Raw genomic sequence first — 20,074 nt, forward strand, 5'->3', positions numbered from 1 at the left:
GAACAGAATTTGCGGTGACGCGATGGTGTCTCCGAGATGACATTAAAAAGGTTATAACAGCATGAAACTGAATAAAAAATACGCTTTGATAGCGGGTGTGATGGGCATGATGTGGTTAAGCAGCATGGCACACGCGGCGATTGGTCTTGACCGTACTCGGGTGATTTTTAACGGTGACCAAAAATCGATGTCACTCAACATTTCTAACAACAATAAACAATTACCGTATCTAGCACAGGCGTGGATTGATGATGCTGAAGGCAACAAAATTACTTCGCCATTGGTGGTATTGCCGCCAGTGCAGCGTGTGGAGCCCGGCAAATCTAGCCAAGTGAAAATCGAAGCCCTGCCAGCGGTTAGTACCTTGCCACAAGATCGCGAGAGCTTGTTTTACTTTAACTTGCGTGAAATACCGCCTAAAAGCGATAAGCCCAACACGTTACAGATTGCCTTACAAACCCGCGTAAAAATGTTCTATCGGCCAAAAGCGATTGTGCCGGCCAAAATGGGCACACCATGGCAAGAAAAATTAACCCTGCAAAAACAAGGCGATACGGTAATGGTCAAAAATCCCACGCCGTATTATGTGACAGTGATTAATGCAGCAGAAAGCCTTAAAGCATTGGACAACAAAGATAAAAAAGAATTTAAACCCATCATGTTGCCACCGTTTGGTGAAAGCGCGTTAGGGGTGAGTGCCAATGCATTAGGACAGCGTCCGGTAGTGACTTACATCAATGATTACGGTGGGCGCCCAAACTTGACCTTCCAATGTCAAGGTAGCCAATGCCATGTGGTGCCGAACGATAAGCCTGCGACACCGTAGACCATAACCGTTGCTTTGTCTGCAACATGACGATAAGGAATAACCGATGACACACAAATTATTAAATCATGCTGTCACCTCTATGCTGTTTGGCAGCGTACTTGTCTGTTCATGGGGCAGTCAGGCAGAAGATAACAACACGCGTTTGTATCGTCCTGTGGATAACTGGCAGGTCGATGGCGCCAACGGTGCGTTGTATGTGTCGGGTTCACTGACCGAAAGTCCGTGTCGTTTAGCGATGACCTCGGCGTATCAAGCGATTGAGTTGGGCAATACCGAAACCGCGGAACTGAAAGCCGTGGGGGATAAAGGGCGTGCAACGGCGTTTCACCTTGAACTGCAAGATTGTATCGAAGTGAACAGTGCCTTGGAAAACGTCCAAACTGGGCAAACCGCGTGGAGTAGCACCCAACCGGCGGTTAAAATCCGTTTTATTGCGCCAACGGTACCGTGGATGCCGGATTTTGCCAGAGTGACTGGCGCACAAGGGATTGGTTTAGTACTGAGTGATAAGGCAGGGCAAATCTTGCCTTTAAATCAAAATAGTAACCCAGATCTGCTGCCATCAGGGCAATCGACGCTGACCTATTATGTCTCACCGGTACGTACGGCACAATTGATGCAGCCGGGAGCGTACTCTGCGCTGATTTCTTTTGAAATGCGCTATGAGTAAGGTGAAATAGTTATGGGAAAAAAAACATTCAAAATACTCTGGTTGTATAGTGTTTTGTTGGGAACGGTATTACTACCAAGAGATGTTTTAGCTGGTTCAACTCAGTTAGACTTTAGGGTAACTATACGTATTGAGATTAAAACTTGTGATGTAAATGATAATCAAGCCATTGAAGTAGATTTTGGTGACATGATTATCAAAAATATCGATGGTGTAGCCTACGAGCAACCGATTGATTATACACTTGATTGTGACGATGCAACCAATAGTACTCCACTTAAGTTACGTTTTGAAAATAACTCCGGGGCAAATTTTAATGCCAACTTATTACGTACGAGCGAACCTAATTTAGGGCTGCGAGTGAAACAAGATGGCTATCCTTTTGCGTTTAATAATTGGGTTTATTTTACTTACGGCAATCAACCTGAGTTGTCTGTTGTTCCTGTAGCAAGAGGATCAGCTGGAATTGATGACGGTCCGTTTACGGCTTCGGCGTTACTTACTGTGGAGTATGAGTAATGGCACAACAACGTGTAATTTCCATTGTATTATGGCTGATAGCCAGTGTATTGATATCTGGATATATCATGATACCTGTACAAGCATCTACACAAGTCAATTTTTATGGCAATTTAATTGGCCATCCACCTTGTGATATATCGGGGGAAAATGATCCAATTTATGTTGATTTTGATGAAGTCGGGCTTACTAGGATCGACGGAATTAATTATAGGAAGGATTTTACATTAATAGTGACTTGCGGTAATGACCTTGGTAATGGTGTGCAGCTGTATATGGGATATAACGGTATGAATGCTCCATTTGATAATGATGCTGTACAAACGAGTATTGGAGGGCTTGGCATACGTTTATATTATCAAGACCAAGTTGTTTCTCCTAATAATGATGACATTCCCATCGTAATGTCAGGTGGTTATTCAAAGGTAATTCCCTTATGGGCTGTTCCTGTGAGAGAAGATGATCGCAATTTATTTGAAGGTACATTTTCAGCTACTGGCACAGTAGAAATTCGTTATCCTTAAAAAGGAAACAATATGAATAATTATAAAATAGCTTTTAAATATTTAATATTATTCCTGTTGAGTGGAGGATTAATACCAATTTATTCTATGGCATCATCTTCGACAACTATTCACTATGGGGGCACTTTAATTGCTCTTCCATGTACGATAGAACCAGGGACGGAGAATGCTTATTATGATTTAGGTGTTACTCCAACAAAATCACTCTATCGCTTTACCCGAACTTCAGGAATATTAATAACATTTGAATTGAAAGATTGCGATACATCGTTAGGTACTACTGTTAAAGCTTCATTTTCAGGATCAACAAATAATGAAGGTTTATTAAGGTTTGCACCAGGAAGTGAAGCAAAAGGTGCAGGAATAGGCTTAGAATATTTAGATGGTCGGCCTATTTCTATAGATGGAAAGTCAAATTATAGTGTACAGCTTGTTGATGGCGATATGCTTATTCGTTTAAAAGCCTATGTACAAGGAGAGCGAGAAGCTCTAGCAAATAAAAGTTTAGTGGCTGGAGATTTCAATGCAATCATGACTTATGCGTTAAGCTATGAATAAATATTTAATTGAGGTTTAATGGAGTTTTATGAAATTAAAAATTATATTCGCATTCTTTTTTATTTCTCCATTTGTTTATGCGGAACCATACCCTAATGAAACCAGAATATTTAATTTAGTTATGAGGGCTGCATATTTAATTCCTGGTGTTGAATTTCAACATACCTCATCTACTTTTGATGTAATGGAAACAAATGATATTTGGCTTGGTGTAGCTATAGATGGAAAAAGTTATAAAGTATCAACGCTAAAGTATAGTTATAGCGGTACTATTAGTTTAAATATAAATGAATCATTTTATTATGGTTTAGGTAATTGTGAAATTGTAGATCCTAAGGCGCAATTATTTGTTGGCTGGACCGTTATGCAGCCAGGAATTACAGGCACCGTCTATAATAGTGCTGGTGCATTATATGATAAGGGGTTTGGCGGTGGTGTTGGAGTGCAAACTAGATGGGTTGGAATGCCTTTAGGGAAACCTGAATTTATAGCGACATTTAGCGCACCAGGGTTATCTGCAGAAGTATATGTAACTGATGGCCCTCAAGGTTTTTATACTAAGCCTGGTCGGAGTTCACCTGTTTATGTTCATGGTGCTGGTGCAAGACCAAACGTTATTCCTTATGCTGATCTTTATGGACTGTCATGTGGCGACCATGCATATTTGTCTGTAGGGGAGCCTATACCGACAGAGCCTATAGAACCGATAGAACCTGATCTCGTTTGTAATTTTTGGTTAGATGAAGATACATTAGATTTAGGGGTTGTTGACCAGAACTCAGCTATGAAGGCCAATAGAAGTGGAGTCATCAGTGGTCAATGTAATAGTGATGTAATAGTGAATCTAGAAGTATTACCTCAGGACATGCATATGGGGGGCTTAACGGTAAGTATGTCATTTGATGATAACTATTGGTCTGCTAAGAAAAACAATTGGCAATTGCATCGGGATAAAGTAGAAAACTCCATATTATGGGCTCAGGTGAGTAGTATTGATACTGACCTTGTTCCTGGAAATTATTCCAAGTCAGGTATTATAAAAATCGAATATGAATAAAAGTAGCCCAATTATAAAGTGTATTTTATATATAAATCTTCGATAAATTATTCTAATGAAATATCGTAAATCGATGATTATTCGATTAGGGTTCGAGCCATTAACATTTAAAAAATGATTTTAAAATTAGCGAAATGAAAAATATTAACAAATTATTTTTTGTCCCCTTTATTAGTTAGTAGAGGCGTTATATAAAAATTGTCACATTACTGTTTATTGTAAATAAGCTACTTACCGAAGGGTAATAAATTAATTTCTATACAAAGAAATAGAGAGTCAGAATTGTTCTGTCTCTATGTGGTGTCGCACGTTTATATCATTATAAAAGAGGTTCAATATGAAAATTAAATTAGCATCTATCGCTGCATTAATGTTAGCGGCTGGCGTTGCAAGTTCTGCTATGGCAGCAACAACAACAACGGTAACTTTTAAAGCACAATTGCAGAAAGGAACTTGTGATATTGCAACAAGCTCTGGCTCTATTGTTGACTTTGGTGTTTTCACAACTGAGAGCGTGACTCAAGGTCCAACAACATCCATTGCTAATAAAGATTTCAACTTAGTATTAACTAATTGTGCGGGTGCTGAAACCACTTCTGGTGCATTAAGTTTATACGCAGATGGTCAAGCAAGTATCTTTAATCCTAATCTCTTTGCTAACACTGATGCAAAAACATTAGCAGTGGGAATTAAAACCAATCCTGCTTCAGGCACAGCCACTGAAATTAAACCAAACCAATTAATCAGTGTTAATCAATCACTGGCTATGAGTACGGATGATGAAGGCGCTGCAACTGATGTTGATGGTAACGCAGTAAATTTATTACCAATGCAGGCAGACCTGTTCGCACTCAATGGTGCTAATGATACAGATATTCTGAATGTACCTGTTATCTTTAGCGTAGCTTATAACTAATTAAAGCAAGGTGATTACAAATTTTGTAATCACCTTAATAAAAATTTATGAAAAATACACTGTCATTAAAAATTTGGTTGTTTATTATTTTAGTTAATTTTTTATTGTTAAATAACTTTGCTTATTCCGCTGGAGTAGGTATTGATGCAACACGCATTATTTATCCTCAAGGTGAAAAAAGTGTTTCTGTGACACTAAGAAATAATGACGAAAAGATTAATTATCTGACACAAATCACGATAGCGAGTGAGCAATATCCCGATGCCTTTGAAGTGGCTCCACCTTTATTTCGTTTAGAAAAAATGAGCAGGCAAGATGTGCGCATTATGTTGATCAATAATCAATTACCTAAAGATAGAGAGTCTGTTTTTTACTTTAAAGCACGAATGGTGCCAGCGAGAGATAAAAATAGCGAAGGGGTAATTATCGGTTTTGATAATATTATCAAATTATTTTATCGACCTACAGATTTAAAGCAAACAGCCAAAGAAGCACAGTCATCGCTAGTATTTAAAAATGTTGGTAATAAAACTGAGGTTATCAATCGTTCACCTTATTACATCAGTCTATTTAGCGTTACGCTGAATAATAAAGTGATGACTATTAGTTCAGATAATAAAAATAACATGATAGCACCATTTTCAAGTATTAATTTTGACCTAAAAACGCCAAAAGGGGCAATAGCAAAATGGACTGCAATTAATGATTTAGGGGGTTATGATGGCTATTCAGCAGAAATTCAATAAGTATTTTTTAGGGGTATTATTGCCAGCAGTTTTACTATCTAAGGTCAGCTTGGCTGATGAAAGTGCGACGATTTATTTTAGTGGTACGGTAGCTAATGCAACTTGTGAATTCGCCGCAGATAGCGATCAGGAAGTTATTTTTGATGAGCCTTTTAGCAGCAGTGTACTGAACGCGCTGCAGCCGGGCGAAGAAAGTAATTATCGCAAGTCTTTCACGGTGGAATATAGCTGTGAAGGGATCTCAGAGGACACCGAATCCATCGATATTGTGATTACACCATTAAGCAGTACACACATAAAAAATAACGTGTTGTATGAAGATAGCGCGATCAATGTGGGTTTTTTATTGATGAATTGCGGTGATGACAATGGTGCATGTGAGGAAGTGATTTTTTCTGGCGATGAGGCAATCGTCGAGTCAGGGACTGGTGAGCATTATTTTGAAGTTGTTGCTGCAAAAATTGACAATCAAACCATAACATCAGGTGATATTGATGCTGCCATTGAACTCTCATTACAAATACCATAATAAGAAAAAATATTGGGTTACTTTTTCTTTCTTATTTTGTTTATTGTTTTCCATTTCAGTGAAAGCTGATAATGATTCGATCCGTTTTGAATTTACAGCTTATGTTGATCAAGAGCCCTGTGACATTATTGTCGAAGATCTTTATGAAGCTTCTGATGAAATTGATTTTGGCATTGTATCAATGCAGGACATTATTGAGCAAACGCAGAGGAGAAAGTTTGAAATTATTCTTCAAGATTGTGAAGGTGATTTTTCAACCAGCTATATTCAAATGACGTCTGGAAGTATTGTTGATGGCTCTGATGGCTATGTCTTTAATAGCGATCCCGATGCTTATTTTGGTGTCGCTATCATGGATGAAGATGAACAAGAGAATTTTGCAGTTGGAGATATCGTTTTTGATGATATTGATGATGGAGATGAACATATTATCTTAACCGCAGTATTAGCCTGTTATGATCTTAGACAAAGCTGTTCGGAAGATGATGTTGGTGACTTTACCGCTCATGTCACTTTTAGCTATTTTTCAGATTAGGGCGATTATAATGAAAAAAATAACGCTTACTGTCTTCTTATTTTTTCTCTCTTTTTTTACTTATTCTGCTGGTTTAAGTTTAAATAAGACCCGGATCATTTTCAATGAAGGTGATAAATCTGCATCTGTGACATTTAAAAATAATGTGGGATCTCCCTTTCTTGTTCAAAATGAAATTTATGATGTAGATAATAAAAAAAGCGATTTTTTTATTATTACACCTAATATTTTTAGAGTTGAAAAAAACTCAACCTTTATGATGCGTATTTTTCCTGCATCATTAAGCTTGTTGCCAAAAGATCGTGAGAGTGTATTTTATTTTAGCTCAAGAGCTATTCCACCAAAGAAAAATGATGAAAAAGGTAGTAGAAAATTATCCATAGTTACAAATTTGGTTATTAAACTTTATTATCGGCCTAAAAACTTAGATATGGCAGTTAAAGACTCGTATGGAAAGATATCAGTGAGCTATGAAAATAATACATTAACCATTAATAATCCAACACCTTATTATACTACTTTAGTTGATATGAAGGTGAATAATAATCGTAAAATAAAGAATAAAATGGTTGCTCCATATTCACATATAACGATACCTGATATGGCGGGGCTTAGTTCTTTTTCATGGCGAATAATGAATGATTATGGCGGCACAACCAAACCTTTTATATTTGAAAGTAAGGCTAAAAAATGAAAATAATTTCATTAATCATATTATTTTTAGGTCTATTAAACTTTCATCAAGCTATTGCAAAAAATACTAGCAGTGGCTTGCGCTTTCCTAATGAACGATTGGTTTTTCATCAAGAAAGCCGAGGACTATCATTTTTATTAAAAAATAATGATGAAAATGCGTATCTTGTTCAAGCTGATATTGCCATTCCTGATGAGTCGACAGGGCTGAATGCGAAAAAAGCGGATTCAGTTCTTTTTATGATTACACCACCCTTATATCGGCTAGAGGCCAAGTCAGAATATAACTGGCAAATCAAAAAAATTGATAATTTAAAAAAATTACCTCAAGACCGGGAGTCAGTGTTTTTTATTCGATTAAAGTCTATTCCCCCGAAAGGAACTAAAAATACTGTTAAATTTAAAAAAATGGATAGAAGCTTAACTCTATCAAAAGTTTTACATTATAAGTTTTATTATCGCCCAGAAGCGATTAAAAATCTTAAAATGGTTAATGTTAAAGATAAATTTAAATTTACTGTTTCTGATGGAAAACTGATCGTTGATAACCAGTCTCCACTTTATTTAACCTTTGGGAAATTAGCGGTGGGTCAACATCAAATTGACAATATGCAACTGTTTAAATTAATTCCACCTTTTGGCAAACAAAGTTATTCATTACCGAAAGGAAATTATGCGAATGCCACGGTGAAATGGCGATTATTAAATGAATTCATGCTGGAAATGCCAGAGCAAACCCAAAAACTATAAAAAAAATCACTGAGAGATAACTATGAAATTATATCATTCGTCTAAGATGAAAAGTGGAATTTTTTATCTGAGCTTTATTTCTTATTGTCTTGGCATTGCTGGTTATTCTTATGCAGAGGATTACTTTGACCCAAAACTATTATCTTTGCAGTCAGGAATGGATCCGAACTCAATCGATTTATCTCAATTTGAAAAAGCCAATACGGTTCCTGAAGGTAAATACAATATTACGGTATTTATCAATAAAAAAGATATGGGAAGCATGGATGTTACTTTCGTAAAAGGCCATGATGGTGATGTTTCCGCTGAGTTCACTAAGTCTATGCTCGATGAGTTTGGTGTGAATGTAGCCTCGATCCCAACGTTACAAAAACTTTCGGATGATGAAGCGATCACCGCATTAGGGGATTATATTCCCGACGCGTTTGTGAAAACAAATTTGTCTAAACTGAGCATGGAAATCAGTATTCCGCAAATTTATATGGATAACCGTGCTAATGGTTATGTGCCTGAAGGGCTGTTGGAAAATGGGATCCCTGCAATTTTGCTTTCTTATCAGCTCAATGGGAGTCACAGCCGTAATAAGTCCCAACGAGAAACTCAAAATAATGATAATGCCTTTTTAAGCCTGCGTGGCGGCGTCAATTTAGGGGCTTGGCGTTTGCGTTCAAATTATCGTTATTACTATTCGAATTCAGAAGGAAGGCGTAATTACACTAACCGCACGTCGACTTTTTCAAACACCTATGTGATGCGAGCCATTAACGCGTTACGGGGGGAGGTGTTGGTGGGGGAAAGTTCAACGGGCAGTAATGTATTTGACAGTATTCCTTTTAAAGGAATTAAGCTGTTTTCGAATGAAAAAATGCTGCCTTCCAGTATGCGTGGTTTTGCTCCTGAAATTAATGGCATTGCACAATCTAATGCGCGGATCACTGTCAGCCAAAATGGTAATGTGGTGTATCAAACTTATGTTGCACCGGGGCCTTTTAGCATTAAAGATTTATACCCAACGGGCTCTTCAGGGAACTTACAGGTCAATATCAGTGAAGAAGATGGTTCTGAAAGAACCTTTGTTTATCCCTATTCTTCATTACCCGTGATGTTAAGACCGGGTGGCATGAAATATGAAGTGACGGCGGGAGAATATAACGGCAATTTAACGCGCTCTTCTAAACGCGCTAAATTTTTGTTGGGTAGCTTGGTTTATGGCTTGCCTTATGATGTGACCTTATACGGTGGCTCTTTATTCTCCAAAGATTATTTTTCTGGGGTGATGGGGACGGGGATTTCGTTAGGGAATTTTGGCGCTTTGTCCGTCGATATTACCCATGCAGCAGCTTCTTTTGTCTCTGGTGATCGAAAAGAAGGTCAATCTTTTAGGATTAAATATTCAAAAAGCTTAACCTCTACAGGAACTAATGTCGATTTAACCGCATTACGTTATTCCACACGTCATTTCTTCAGCTTCTCTGATTTTAATACACATAATTATCAGCTCAATGATGGTGTGGCACCTTGGTTAGGATTACGCCAACGTTCTAGTTTCCGAACCGCGCTTTCACAATCACTGGGCAAATATGGCTCGATTTATTTAAGTGGCAGTCGTACCGATTATTGGGACTCCAATACTGAAACTACCCAATTATCGACAGGGTATAACGGTAATTTTAAAGGGGTGAATTACAACGTCAGTTATGCGATTGACTACAGAAAATCCGATAGCCGTAATGATTGGCCTAAAAACCATCAAATTTCTTTCAATGTGAATGTGCCTTTCAGTTTATTTACCAATGAAGAGCACTTACGAAATATGAGCAGTAATTATTATATTTCCAAAAACAACCGCGGTAACTATAGCCAGCAAGTCGGGCTGCACGGTTCATTATTGGACAGAGACTTGTCTTATTCTGTTTCACAGAGTATGGGAAATAACAACCAAGAAAGTAATAGCGCCATTAGTCTGAATTACAACACCTCAAAAGGCAGCTTTTCTGGGGGATATAACTATTCATCAAGTTCTTCTTCTGTGAATGCGGGCGTCAATGGTGGGATGGTGATCCATTCAGGTGGCCTGACATTAGCACGAACATTAGGCAATTCCGTGGTGTTAGTTGAAGCACCGGATGCGGATGGGACCTCGTTAAATCAAGGTAATGCAAAAATTGATATGTTTGGTTATGCGGTTGCCCCGAACGTGAACGAATACGCCAAAAATACCATTGGTTTGAATGTAAATACGTTACCCGATGATGTGACGTTACCAAAGACCTCGCAAAACGTTTACCCGACGAAAGGCGCGGTGGTTAAAGCGAAATTCCCAACACGTGTCGGGATGCAGGCACTGATTTCACTAACCTATCGAGACGGTGTGATCCCTTTTGGGGCGATTGCTAAGCTGGTTGATGATGAAAAAAATGAAGAAAACACCAGTATTGTGGGTGATAACGGCCAACTTTATATGAGTGGGTTACCTGATTCCGGAACATTGCTGATCCAATGGGGAAATAGCCACAGTGCATCGTGTGGTGCTCATTATTCTCATTTGAAAGATATTGCAGTAACGGAAGACAACCCAATTAGAAAAATTAACTTAACGTGTCAGTAATCAGCGTGAAATGGCGAATATTAAATTTAGGAGTTAAATAATGGCATTGACTTTAAAAAGAAACGTCGTTAAGGCCATCTTAGCGTTATGTTTACTGAATAGCTCATTAGGGTTTGCTAATACTATTGATGTAACTATTCCACCGGATACAGAAGTATCTTATGTATCAATTAGTTCTAGTATTAATTTAATTGGCCCTACTGAAGATCCTAGGAATTGGGATGTATTTGGGATTATCTCTATAAGCCATGATGGAAACTATTGCCTAAATAGCGACAAACTTTATGAAGAAGATGACCAATATTACTTTCATTTGTTAAATAGTGACATGGAACATGTGGGTTATTTTTCATTAAGTTTTTTTGCTACATCCAGTTGGGTTGATTTAGATGGTAATCACGATAATGGTAGTGTAAGAGTTGTTAATGGTAAAGTTGTTCAGATTGATAATTTAGTGCAGTCTAGTTCATATGCATATTGTTACTCCCCATCAGAAAACCTTAATGGGGAACTATTTTCACCAAATGATGATCGAGTTACTGATATTACTGTAACAGGAGCAGAAATTAAATTTATATCACCGGATCTGGCAGAGCCAGGGGAATATTTTATAGCATTAAGTGATGGTACAATAGTTCCTCAACTATATGGTGCATCATTAACGGCAAAAGCAAACGGAACTACAGATTTATCTGAGATATTAGTTAGTTCTTTTAACATTGATGTTCTTGATGCTTGCACAATCGATGTGAATGGAAATACTTCATCTAGGTTTTATCTATCTTCTGATGAGTCAACAGGATTGGTTGATTATGAAAGAGTGACTGTTGAAATTGATTGTGATAGTAACATTGGAAATACTGTTCTAGGCTCTGTTCGATTGCAAACTGGGCTAATAAAAGACGAACCAAATAAGTTTTACTTAATTAATGAAGACTATGAAGATAATGGTTTATATATTGAAGGGATAATCAATCAGAATGGTTCAGACTGTGATGATGAGGGGGATATTTTATTTAATGGTGAAGCCTTTGATATTGATTTAGAACATAAATATGATAATTATAGTGGTGAGTTCACTATAGATTGGAATTTATGCAAAGATGAACACTATATTGAGCCAGGTGTTTATTATGGTGCTTTAGACTTATCTATATTTGCTAAGTAATGTAATTCCTCTCATATTGATTTAATATGAGAGGTTGCTATTTTAATTTATTTTTTTTGGTAATATTTAATTGAGTTATTGCTAATATATTCTTGGTTAATTTTTTAAATAAAAAATCACTTAATTAAGTATTGGAATTTAATAAGTATAACCAGTAAGTTAAAATATAACAAATGTTACTTATTTCTTAATTTGAAATGGTTAAGTAGATTTTTTTGCTGTTTTTAAACGGTTTGTTTATGTGGAAATTATATTAATATCATTAAGTTACCTCTTCTAAAGTATTCATGTGGTGGAATTAGTAGTTTCAGGTGCCTGTCTTAATCTTCAATAGATTTTAACTTCATAATATTTTTGCCTTCATATTTTTCTATATTATAACTCCACATTATATCTATTCGCCCTGAATATATCAATTTTACGGCTGGTATCGTTAATTGATTCCCATTTTTAACGGGCTTTAGTATTACAACAACTTGATATTCAACAATTAGGTTTTATACATAGCGATCTTCTCTGAGTACGTAATGAGTATGGATGGCGATTTTAAACTATGAGTCGTGTTTTTTAATGAAGGATAGTGCCCTTTCATCCAACGATGAGTATTTTATGTTATAAATCTTACGTCTAATTTGAACTATCGCTATAAATATTAAAACACATAATAAATGGGAGTAAATTTCCAATTAGCCACTTAAATTGTTCTTGAATACAGTAGGATGTAATTAGTTATTTGACTTAAAATAACCAAGTACATTCACTTATTTCTTACTATAACAGGCTAACTCATGGAAAAACAAATAATAAGCACATTGATTGAGCTTACCTTTAGAGGTAACGATGATGTCAAAATTGCGGCTATTCCTGCATTAGGGGATTATAAAGCAACGATTGAGCAACATAATGCTGTTGTAAGATTAATGGCGCTATGCAAGGATCCTAACAAAGAGGTGGCAGTATCATCAATTAGGTCATTAAGTAAGCTAGCCGGTTATTTTCCGGGGACAGAAAAATAATGAAATCTCTATGCTCATTTATTCCAATAAACAATTTATATTTTAAATATTAGGTTCAGTGATAGGTTTATATTATTATTTTTATTTACTCTTATAGAAACTTAAATGAAAGCTTTTTTTTCTATTTTATCAATTTAAGTTAATTATAAAAAGATGGTCAAGTTAAGTCTTTTATTTTCTATTTTTATCATCCAAATAAGATTATATAAACTTTAATAAGTTTGTGATAAAAATAAACAGCCACATTGTTATGCATTATTTATACACATAAGAGGTTTATAATGAAAAAGATTGTTATCTCTAGCGTTTTAGCTGCTATGGCAGCATTCTCTTTTAATGCGATGGCTGCGGACTCGAATATTGTCACGCCTGAAAAAATGACTTGTCAGGAATATATTAACCTGAACCCGCAAAGCTGGGCACCTGTTGCATTGTGGATCACCAATATGGATACACAATTTAAAGGTGGTGATTATGTTGCGTTAACAGAGCAAAGCGTTGCTGAAGCGCCACAGATTGTTGAATTCTGTAAGAAGCACCCTGAAGGTACGTTACAAGATTACTTAGCGTCAAAAAAATAAGTTAAATTTATGCCCTAGATAATTTCAATTTAGGTTAGTTGATAAGTGAGCAAGTCGTTAGGCACAGACAAAATGTTGTGGTGAATACGAGCGAACCTAATCAATAACGTTGTCACTTGAAATATTATGGGTAGTACAAAATCAAAGCCTTGTTAATGTGGTGTTTGTTTTTAGTTTAATCAAAGGCAAACACCTTACTATTCGTTTTATATATCGTTTTAATTGGCTCGACGACGACATAGCGACTTAGTCATAACTTGTTATTGATGGTAGCTCAAAATCCGATAAACCTGCTTTTTGTCTGATCTCCTCCAGCATTTCTTTTTCTGATTTATAAATATTTGGCTTCTCCTATCTTCTTATCTGCCGAAAGCGTCTAAAAAAAGACATAATAATGATAATAGTTCTTAATAGTATGTTTGTTATCAGTTAAAATTAGCCGCTAATTTAGCCGGATAAAAAGCCGTAATGCTATCGGCCGCGGCTTTTAAAAAAACACGACAACCTATTAGGATCTTAGGCACATGAAAATTAAGCATCTTTGGATACTCTCTCCATGTTTTGCTTCATTTATTGCACCAGCAACATTCGCAGCAGAAAACAAACAAGATGAAATGACTGTCTCGGCAACGCGTTCTTATCGAAGTGTGTCGGAGATGGCCCAAACCACATGGGTTATTGATAATGTTGAAATTGAACAGCAAGCAGAAGGTGGAAAAGAGTTAAAAGATATTCTGTCACAATTGATCCCCGGTATGAGTGTTAGCGGTCAAGGACGTACTAATTACGGCATGAATATGCGTGGCCGCTCAATGATTGTGATGGTGGATGGCGTACGTTTAAATTCTTCGCGTAGTGACAGCCGCCAATTAGACTCTATCGACCCATTTAATATTAACCATATTGAGGTGATTTCTGGCGCGACTTCTTTATATGGTGGCGGTAGTAGTGGTGGATTAATTAATATTGTCACCAAAAAAGGCCAAGAAGAAAAACAAGTTGACCTGCAAATTGGTGGAAAAACCGGTTTCAGTAATGGCAAAGATCATGATGAAAATGTTGCTGCGGCAATGAGTGGGGGTAATGAAAACGCCCATGGTCGTTTATCTGTTGCCTATCAACGTTATGGCGGTTGGTATGATGGCAAAGGTAAGGCAATTAATATTGATAATACACAAACAGGCCTACAATTTTCTGACCGCTTAGATGTAATGGGCGCTGGGGTTATTAATATTGATGATAATCAGCAGCTACAAGCCACGGTTCAATATTATAAAAGTGAGTCCGATGGCAAACATGGGCTTTATTTAGGCAAAGATTTTGCGGCGGTGAAAGGCCAAGGCGAAGCCTATAATAGCGGCAAATTAAACTCAGATCGTTTACCGGGTACTGAGCGCCATATGTTGAATTTACAATATTCAAATGGCGACCTTTGGGGGCAAGATTTTGTTGCTCAAGTTTATTATCGTGATGAATCACAAAAATTTTATCCATTCCCCGCTTTAAATAAAGCAAAGGATGTGACCAGTATTAGTGCTTCCGATCAAAAAACCAATTTCTATGGTACTAAGCTGACGTTTAATAGTGAGCCTGTCGATAATCTGACGCTGACTTATGGTGCTGACGCTGAGCACGAACAATTTCGTGCTAATCAAATGTTCTTTAATTTAGATAAAGCGAAAGAATCAGGTGGTATGGATTTGAAAAAAGCCTATCAAGTTGGGCGTTATCCAAGTTATACCACAACCAATATGGCTGCTTTCTTACAAAGTAGCTACGATATTAATCCAATATTCACTTTAAGCGGCGGTGTGCGCTATCAATATACTGAAAACAAAGTGGATGACTTTGTTGGGTATGCTCAACAGCAGCAAATTGCAGAAGGTAAGATAAAATCCGCCGATGCAGTACCTGGGGGGAACACTGATTATAACAATTTACTCTTTAATGCGGGTCTACTAATTAATTTAACGGAAGATCAGCAAACATGGTTTAATTTCTCTCAAGGCTTCGAAATTCCTGATATTGCAAAATATTATGGTACAGGGAAATACGCAGCAGCCCCTGATGCTAATGGGCATTTGGCATTAGAAAATAGTATTAATATTAATGATACTAAAGTTAAAGGCATTAAAGTTGACTCTTATGAGCTGGGCTGGCGTTATACCGGCGAGAACCTACGTACACAGATTGCAGCATATTATTCATTGTCAGACAGAAGTTATGACATTAATAATACGGATATGACGATTTATATGAAGTCAGATAAACGTCGTATTTATGGTGTGGAAGGAGCGATTGATTATTTCTTCGATAATAGTGATTGGAGTGTTGGTAGTAACTTTAACCTGCAAAAATCAGAAACCAAAGTAGATGGTAAATGGGAAAAATGGAGCGTTAAATTTGCTAGCCCATCAAAAGTCACTGCTTATGTGGGATGGGAACCTAATGATTGGTCTCTACGTTTACAAAGCCAGCAAACCTTTAATGTTTCAGATGCGGATGGTAACAAGCTCGATGGCTATAATACCGTGGATTTCTTAAGCAGTTATTTATTGCCAGTTGGTAAAGTCAGTTTTGCGGTAGAAAATTTACTGGATGAAGATTACACCACCATTTGGGGACAGCGTGCGCCTAAATTATATAGCCCGAGTTATGGGGCAGCAGATCTGTATACCTATAAAGGTAGAGGAAGAACTTTTGCGTTGAATTATAGTGTGACGTTTTAAGTTGAATATTTTATGAGCCATCTTATTGATGGCTCATCTTTATGACTCAATGAGGTTATTGAATGAAATGGCTATTAACCGGATTATTATGCTTAGTCAGTGTAATTGCGTCAGCTAAAACGCCTACATTAATTACGGACTTACAAGGACGTGAAGTGAGTGTTGATCTTCCTGTCGAAAAATTATTTTTGATTGATGGAAGAGATATTTTGTCGGTCGATATTGCCGCGGGGCAAGACGCTTTTTCACGTATTATTGGCTGGAGTGATTCGTTAGAACAGTACGCGCCTGATTTAAAGCAGGCTTATTTTTCTGCGGTTCCTGAGTTAGCCAAAATACCAACACTAAGAAAAACCCGTGAGACGGGCATTCAAATTGAGAAATTACTTGAGCTGGCGCCAGAAGTGGTATTAATGCATAAATCTAATTATGCAGCGATGCGCGATAGCCAATTTATGCCACAATTGGAAGCAGCAGGGATCAAGGTTATTTTTATTGATTTCCGTATGGATATCGCCAATAACACGCCAAAAAGTATTGTGTTATTAGGTGAATTATTAGGAACTCAGGAACGTGCAAACCGCTTTGCAAAATTGTATCAAGAAAAGCTAGCCGCCATTGAAGAGCAATTGAAAAAACCTTATCCATCGGTATTAATTGAGGCTAATGCGGGTTTATTCACGGATAGTTGTTGTCAGCTCTACGGTCGGTCAGGTTTTGGGGTTTTAGCAAGCCTTGCGGGTGGTAAAAACTTAGTGGAAGACAAGTTTCCGGCTAAAGGTGCTGAAAGTTCAATTGAAAACATTATTACCCTAAACCCTGACTTTTATTTATTAACCGGTGCAGATTGGCAGAATTTTAATCGCCGTTCAACAGCCGTTAAACTGGGTTATTATGCAGATGCAACGGTTGCTAAAAAGCAATTGGCTAAGCTTGTCGATCGCCAAGGGATTTCATCGCTGACAGCGGTAAAAGATAAGCATGTCATGGCGGTTTACCATAATTTCTATAATAACCCAATGAATATTTTTGCTATTGAAGCCATGGCTAAGTTTATGCATCCGCAGACTTTTGCAACCTTAGAGCCAGAGCAAAATTTGCAGGAATTCTTACAGCAGTTTACGGCTATTAAAGCGAATGGGGTGTTTTGGATAGCCCTTTAATATACTCGTCATACTTTACGCTTTGCAGATGACGCTGACTCACACTCACACAAGTCTGTGCTCTAGCGCCTTAGTCATTTGTTGCCTAGCTGCACTCAGCGTTATTGACAGTCGCGATGCTATTTTAAGGCCGTGTTTCGATGAGACACGGCTTTTTTATAGGCTAAATTTTTCAACTAAGTAATCAATAAAGACGCGTGTTTTCGCAGGTAGAGTAGTGCTATTGGGATAAAGTAGCTGAATATTCTGTGAAGGTAGATAAAATTCAGGTAATAAACGAATGAGACGCCCTGCATTAATATCATCATTAACTAGCCAATCAGGACAGATAGCGACCCCAAGAGAGGCCAGTACCATTTGCTGGATCATCGCTACTGAATTCGATTCATATTGGCTTTTTATGATAGGAAGAGGGTATTTTTCCCCTAGAGTATTTTTTAGAATGTATTGTGTATCTTGCCAATTGAGTAATGAATGGGTTATCCAAGGAATTTGTGCTAAATCGTTAATACCTTTAACGGGATAGTGTTTTAATAGTTCAGGGGTCGCCACAATATAGATTTGGTATTCACCTATTTTGCGTATTTTTAGTGATGAGCTTTTTAAATTACCTAAACGTATCGCGAGATCTAATTTTTCGGTGACCAAATCATCTAATGATGAATTAAAGCTGTATTGCAGGCGTAACTTCGGGTAAAGGCGACAAAATTCAGGTAGTAAAGGCAAAATATAACGTTGGCCAAACTCATTCGTGGATGAAAAACGCAGTAAGCCTGTGACGTTTGTTGCTAAATTTTGGCTTCTTTCAAACGCTTCTTCTATCTCTAATTGAATACGTTTAAAGTCATCATAAAAATGCTTACCCGCCTCGGTGAGGGCAATATTGCGCGTATTACGTATGAGCAGACTGACATTCAGCCGTATCTCTAACTGCTTGATATCAATACTGACCATAGACCGGCTCATGCCTAAAATATCAGCGGCTTTGGTAAAAGAGCCTGAGTCCACGACTTGCAGAAAAGTGGTTATTTGCTTAAGGTTTTTTTGCATAATCAGTCTGATTGTTTGTCATTATTAAACAATGAGTTTAATCCTCTTATATCGACAAAGAAAGGGGGAATACCTACTCTTGTGCGCCGGAGGTAGGTATGTCTTATCGATATAAAATCGCAACTGTTTTTTTAATCGGCTTCTTTATCGACTGTATTAATATTTTTATGTCAGCGATTGCATTGCCTGATATTGCTTCAGCATTTTCTACCAGCCAATCAATGGTGGCTTGGGTCGCTAATAGTTATATCTTAGGTTTAGTCCTGATCATGCCATTGAGTTTGTGGCTCGCTGGGCAATTAGGTAACCAGAAACTGCTCAGTATTTCTATGCTGTTATTCTCAGTCAGTGTTTTATTGTGTGGGCTGAGTCATTCAATTTATAGCTTGGTAGTTTGGCGTTTTATTCAAGGCGTTGCTGGTGGGCTATTGATCCCTGTGGGACAGGCTCTCGTTTTTGAGCTATTTCCAGGTAAAGAGCGCCATCGTATTTCAACTTTAATTATGGTTGTCGCTTTAACGGCCCCTGCATTTTCTCCAGCAGTAGGGGGAATGATTATTGATTCATTATCGTGGCGCTGGGTATTTTATGCTAATTTGCCTTTCTCATTATTTGCGGCAATCTTAGCATGGTGGTGGGTGAATAATGATGGGCGGCAACAAAGAGAAAAACCTGATGTGATAGGGTTGATTATGGTGAGCTTTAGCTTACTGTTCTTATTGTTATCCTTTTCATTTTATAACGACTATCATAGCCTTGTGCTGGCCGTAAGTAGCTTTCTATTTTCCGCTTTTATTCTGGTTTTATATCTTCAATACGCCAAAAAATGTTCGGCGCCCATTTTAAATTTTCAGTTACTCGTAAATAGCAATTTGCGTAATGCTTTTATTGTTTATTACGCAGTACCTGGTGTATTTACAGGTGTCAATTTACTCAATATTTTTAACTTACAAAGCAATTTGCATTTTAGTGCAGCTCAGACGGGTATGTTTATGCTGCTATATGCCGCGGGGGCACTACTATCAATGCTAAGTGGTGGTTACCTCTATCACCACGTTGGTAAGAAAACGCTATTTTTTGCAGGAATGACGACTCATAGCTTAGGAATAATGTTGCTGTTTTGGGTATCAAGTTATTCAGATTTGCCTCTACTCATTGCTGCTTATTTATTAATGGGGGCTGGTGGTGGGTTGTGTACTAATACCGCTCAGATCAGTGCATTAATTGATTTTTCAGGGAAGGATTTATTGCAAGGGAGTGTGCTATGGAATATTAATCGCCAAGTTTCGTTCAGTGTGGGAACGGTCGTGTTGGTATCTATTTTTAGTGTCGTCACCGTACAAAATGATTTATTACGCTATCAGTATACCTTCATGATAGCAGCGGTTGTCGGCCTACTATCATTAATCGCAGTATTAAAAGAGAGATAATTT

At 37.4% G+C, this 20,074-nt stretch carries 20 protein-coding genes; 19 read left to right on the forward strand and 1 reads right to left on the reverse strand.

What is annotated here, in order from left to right:
* The first annotated feature begins 61 nt into the window (after window positions 1-61).
* The 18 genes from PR709_RS15685 to PR709_RS15770 all read left to right on the forward strand — a co-directional run bounded on the left by PR709_RS15685 (window position 62) and on the right by PR709_RS15770 (window position 17,591).
* Window positions 62-826 carry a fimbria/pilus periplasmic chaperone gene (locus tag PR709_RS15685; RefSeq protein WP_014657604.1) on the forward strand — a complete coding sequence of 255 codons (765 nt, stop codon included), beginning with the start codon at window positions 62-64 and terminating at the stop codon, window positions 824-826.
* Window positions 827-872: 46 nt separating this feature from the next.
* Window positions 873-1,499, forward strand: a complete 627-nt coding sequence (locus PR709_RS15690) for a fimbrial protein (protein WP_272526214.1) — start codon at window positions 873-875, stop codon at window positions 1,497-1,499.
* Window positions 1,500-1,511: 12 nt separating this feature from the next.
* Window positions 1,512-2,018, forward strand: coding sequence for a fimbrial protein (locus PR709_RS15695; protein WP_060561397.1), 507 nt, complete (start codon window positions 1,512-1,514; stop codon window positions 2,016-2,018).
* Window positions 2,018-2,542 carry a fimbrial protein gene (locus PR709_RS15700; RefSeq protein ID WP_060561398.1) on the forward strand — a complete coding sequence of 175 codons (525 nt, stop codon included), beginning with the start codon at window positions 2,018-2,020 and terminating at the stop codon, window positions 2,540-2,542. The genes PR709_RS15695 and PR709_RS15700 overlap by 1 nt, the downstream gene beginning before the upstream one ends.
* A gap of 12 nt (window positions 2,543-2,554) precedes the next feature.
* Entirely contained in the window at window positions 2,555-3,100 is a 546-nt protein-coding gene (locus PR709_RS15705; protein WP_060561399.1) for a fimbrial protein, read from the forward strand.
* Window positions 3,101-3,128: 28 nt separating this feature from the next.
* The gene (locus PR709_RS15710; RefSeq protein ID WP_060561400.1) at window positions 3,129-4,157 is read left to right on the forward strand and encodes a hypothetical protein; all 1,029 of its coding nucleotides are present in this window, start codon (window positions 3,129-3,131) and stop codon (window positions 4,155-4,157) included.
* Window positions 4,158-4,494: 337 nt separating this feature from the next.
* Entirely contained in the window at window positions 4,495-5,073 is a 579-nt protein-coding gene (locus PR709_RS15715; protein WP_014657610.1) for a fimbrial protein, read from the forward strand.
* Between the two features lie 77 nt (window positions 5,074-5,150).
* Window positions 5,151-5,819, forward strand: coding sequence for a fimbrial biogenesis chaperone (locus PR709_RS15720; protein ID WP_164456808.1), 669 nt, complete (start codon window positions 5,151-5,153; stop codon window positions 5,817-5,819).
* Window positions 5,794-6,348 (forward strand): fimbrial protein, encoded by a 555-nt coding sequence (locus PR709_RS15725; RefSeq protein WP_014657612.1) that lies wholly within the window; start codon window positions 5,794-5,796, stop codon window positions 6,346-6,348. Before PR709_RS15720 ends, PR709_RS15725 begins: the two co-directional genes overlap by 26 nt.
* Window positions 6,314-6,883, forward strand: a complete 570-nt coding sequence (locus PR709_RS15730) for a fimbrial protein (protein WP_014657613.1) — start codon at window positions 6,314-6,316, stop codon at window positions 6,881-6,883. The genes PR709_RS15725 and PR709_RS15730 overlap by 35 nt, the downstream gene beginning before the upstream one ends.
* A 10-nt stretch (window positions 6,884-6,893) precedes the next feature.
* Window positions 6,894-7,577 (forward strand): fimbrial biogenesis chaperone, encoded by a 684-nt coding sequence (locus tag PR709_RS15735; protein ID WP_272570990.1) that lies wholly within the window; start codon window positions 6,894-6,896, stop codon window positions 7,575-7,577.
* The gene (locus PR709_RS15740; protein WP_060561402.1) at window positions 7,574-8,326 is read left to right on the forward strand and encodes a fimbrial biogenesis chaperone; all 753 of its coding nucleotides are present in this window, start codon (window positions 7,574-7,576) and stop codon (window positions 8,324-8,326) included. Before PR709_RS15735 ends, PR709_RS15740 begins: the two co-directional genes overlap by 4 nt.
* A 22-nt stretch (window positions 8,327-8,348) precedes the next feature.
* Window positions 8,349-10,934 (forward strand): fimbria/pilus outer membrane usher protein, encoded by a 2,586-nt coding sequence (locus PR709_RS15745; RefSeq protein WP_232074386.1) that lies wholly within the window; start codon window positions 8,349-8,351, stop codon window positions 10,932-10,934.
* A gap of 40 nt (window positions 10,935-10,974) precedes the next feature.
* On the forward strand, window positions 10,975-12,102 hold the full coding sequence (locus PR709_RS15750; protein WP_014657619.1) for a hypothetical protein: 1,128 nt from the start codon (window positions 10,975-10,977) through the stop codon (window positions 12,100-12,102).
* Between the two features lie 788 nt (window positions 12,103-12,890).
* A complete protein-coding gene (locus tag PR709_RS15755; RefSeq protein ID WP_272570991.1) occupies window positions 12,891-13,118 on the forward strand; it encodes a HEAT repeat domain-containing protein in 228 nt (75 codons plus the stop codon).
* Between the two features lie 281 nt (window positions 13,119-13,399).
* Window positions 13,400-13,699 carry an HdeA/HdeB family chaperone gene (locus PR709_RS15760; RefSeq protein ID WP_014657621.1) on the forward strand — a complete coding sequence of 100 codons (300 nt, stop codon included), beginning with the start codon at window positions 13,400-13,402 and terminating at the stop codon, window positions 13,697-13,699.
* A 524-nt stretch (window positions 13,700-14,223) separates the two neighbouring features.
* A complete protein-coding gene (locus tag PR709_RS15765) occupies window positions 14,224-16,428 on the forward strand; it encodes a TonB-dependent siderophore receptor (protein ID WP_014657622.1) in 2,205 nt (734 codons plus the stop codon).
* A gap of 62 nt (window positions 16,429-16,490) precedes the next feature.
* Complete coding sequence (locus PR709_RS15770; RefSeq protein WP_036943108.1) at window positions 16,491-17,591, forward strand: ABC transporter substrate-binding protein; 1,101 nt, start codon at window positions 16,491-16,493, stop codon at window positions 17,589-17,591.
* A gap of 156 nt (window positions 17,592-17,747) precedes the next feature.
* Here PR709_RS15770 and PR709_RS15775 read toward each other — a convergent pair whose 3' ends face one another.
* Entirely contained in the window at window positions 17,748-18,641 is an 894-nt protein-coding gene (locus PR709_RS15775) for a LysR family transcriptional regulator (protein WP_272570992.1), read from the reverse strand.
* 98 nt (window positions 18,642-18,739) lie between these two features.
* On the opposite strand from PR709_RS15775, the gene PR709_RS15780 reads away from it, so the two are divergent.
* Window positions 18,740-20,071, forward strand: coding sequence for an MFS transporter (locus tag PR709_RS15780; RefSeq protein ID WP_004925216.1), 1,332 nt, complete (start codon window positions 18,740-18,742; stop codon window positions 20,069-20,071).
* Window positions 20,072-20,074 lie beyond the last annotated feature (3 nt).

The organism is Providencia sp. PROV267, assembly GCF_028477825.1.
Classification (GTDB): Bacteria; Pseudomonadota; Gammaproteobacteria; order Enterobacterales; family Enterobacteriaceae; genus Providencia; species Providencia stuartii.

What these genes read in the sequence shown, in the direction of transcription:
- PR709_RS15745 (WP_232074386.1), top strand. Translation starts at nt 8,349, where the DNA reads ATGAAATTATATCATTCGTCTAAGATGAAAAGTGGAATTTTTTATCTG.
- PR709_RS15690 (WP_272526214.1), top strand. Translation starts at nt 873, where the DNA reads ATGACACACAAATTATTAAATCATGCTGTCACCTCTATGCTGTTTGGC.
- PR709_RS15740 (WP_060561402.1), top strand. Translation starts at nt 7,574, where the DNA reads ATGAAAATAATTTCATTAATCATATTATTTTTAGGTCTATTAAACTTT.
- PR709_RS15695 (WP_060561397.1), top strand. Translation starts at nt 1,512, where the DNA reads ATGGGAAAAAAAACATTCAAAATACTCTGGTTGTATAGTGTTTTGTTG.
- PR709_RS15765 (WP_014657622.1), top strand. Translation starts at nt 14,224, where the DNA reads ATGAAAATTAAGCATCTTTGGATACTCTCTCCATGTTTTGCTTCATTT.
- PR709_RS15685 (WP_014657604.1), top strand. Translation starts at nt 62, where the DNA reads ATGAAACTGAATAAAAAATACGCTTTGATAGCGGGTGTGATGGGCATG.
- PR709_RS15755 (WP_272570991.1), top strand. Translation starts at nt 12,891, where the DNA reads ATGGAAAAACAAATAATAAGCACATTGATTGAGCTTACCTTTAGAGGT.
- PR709_RS15705 (WP_060561399.1), top strand. Translation starts at nt 2,555, where the DNA reads ATGAATAATTATAAAATAGCTTTTAAATATTTAATATTATTCCTGTTG.
- PR709_RS15780 (WP_004925216.1), top strand. Translation starts at nt 18,740, where the DNA reads ATGTCTTATCGATATAAAATCGCAACTGTTTTTTTAATCGGCTTCTTT.
- PR709_RS15700 (WP_060561398.1), top strand. Translation starts at nt 2,018, where the DNA reads ATGGCACAACAACGTGTAATTTCCATTGTATTATGGCTGATAGCCAGT.
- PR709_RS15730 (WP_014657613.1), top strand. Translation starts at nt 6,314, where the DNA reads ATGCTGCCATTGAACTCTCATTACAAATACCATAATAAGAAAAAATAT.
- PR709_RS15725 (WP_014657612.1), top strand. Translation starts at nt 5,794, where the DNA reads ATGGCTATTCAGCAGAAATTCAATAAGTATTTTTTAGGGGTATTATTG.
- PR709_RS15710 (WP_060561400.1), top strand. Translation starts at nt 3,129, where the DNA reads ATGAAATTAAAAATTATATTCGCATTCTTTTTTATTTCTCCATTTGTT.
- PR709_RS15715 (WP_014657610.1), top strand. Translation starts at nt 4,495, where the DNA reads ATGAAAATTAAATTAGCATCTATCGCTGCATTAATGTTAGCGGCTGGC.
- PR709_RS15760 (WP_014657621.1), top strand. Translation starts at nt 13,400, where the DNA reads ATGAAAAAGATTGTTATCTCTAGCGTTTTAGCTGCTATGGCAGCATTC.
- PR709_RS15735 (WP_272570990.1), top strand. Translation starts at nt 6,894, where the DNA reads ATGAAAAAAATAACGCTTACTGTCTTCTTATTTTTTCTCTCTTTTTTT.
- PR709_RS15775 (WP_272570992.1), bottom strand. Translation starts at nt 18,641, where the DNA reads ATGCAAAAAAACCTTAAGCAAATAACCACTTTTCTGCAAGTCGTGGAC.
- PR709_RS15750 (WP_014657619.1), top strand. Translation starts at nt 10,975, where the DNA reads ATGGCATTGACTTTAAAAAGAAACGTCGTTAAGGCCATCTTAGCGTTA.
- PR709_RS15770 (WP_036943108.1), top strand. Translation starts at nt 16,491, where the DNA reads ATGAAATGGCTATTAACCGGATTATTATGCTTAGTCAGTGTAATTGCG.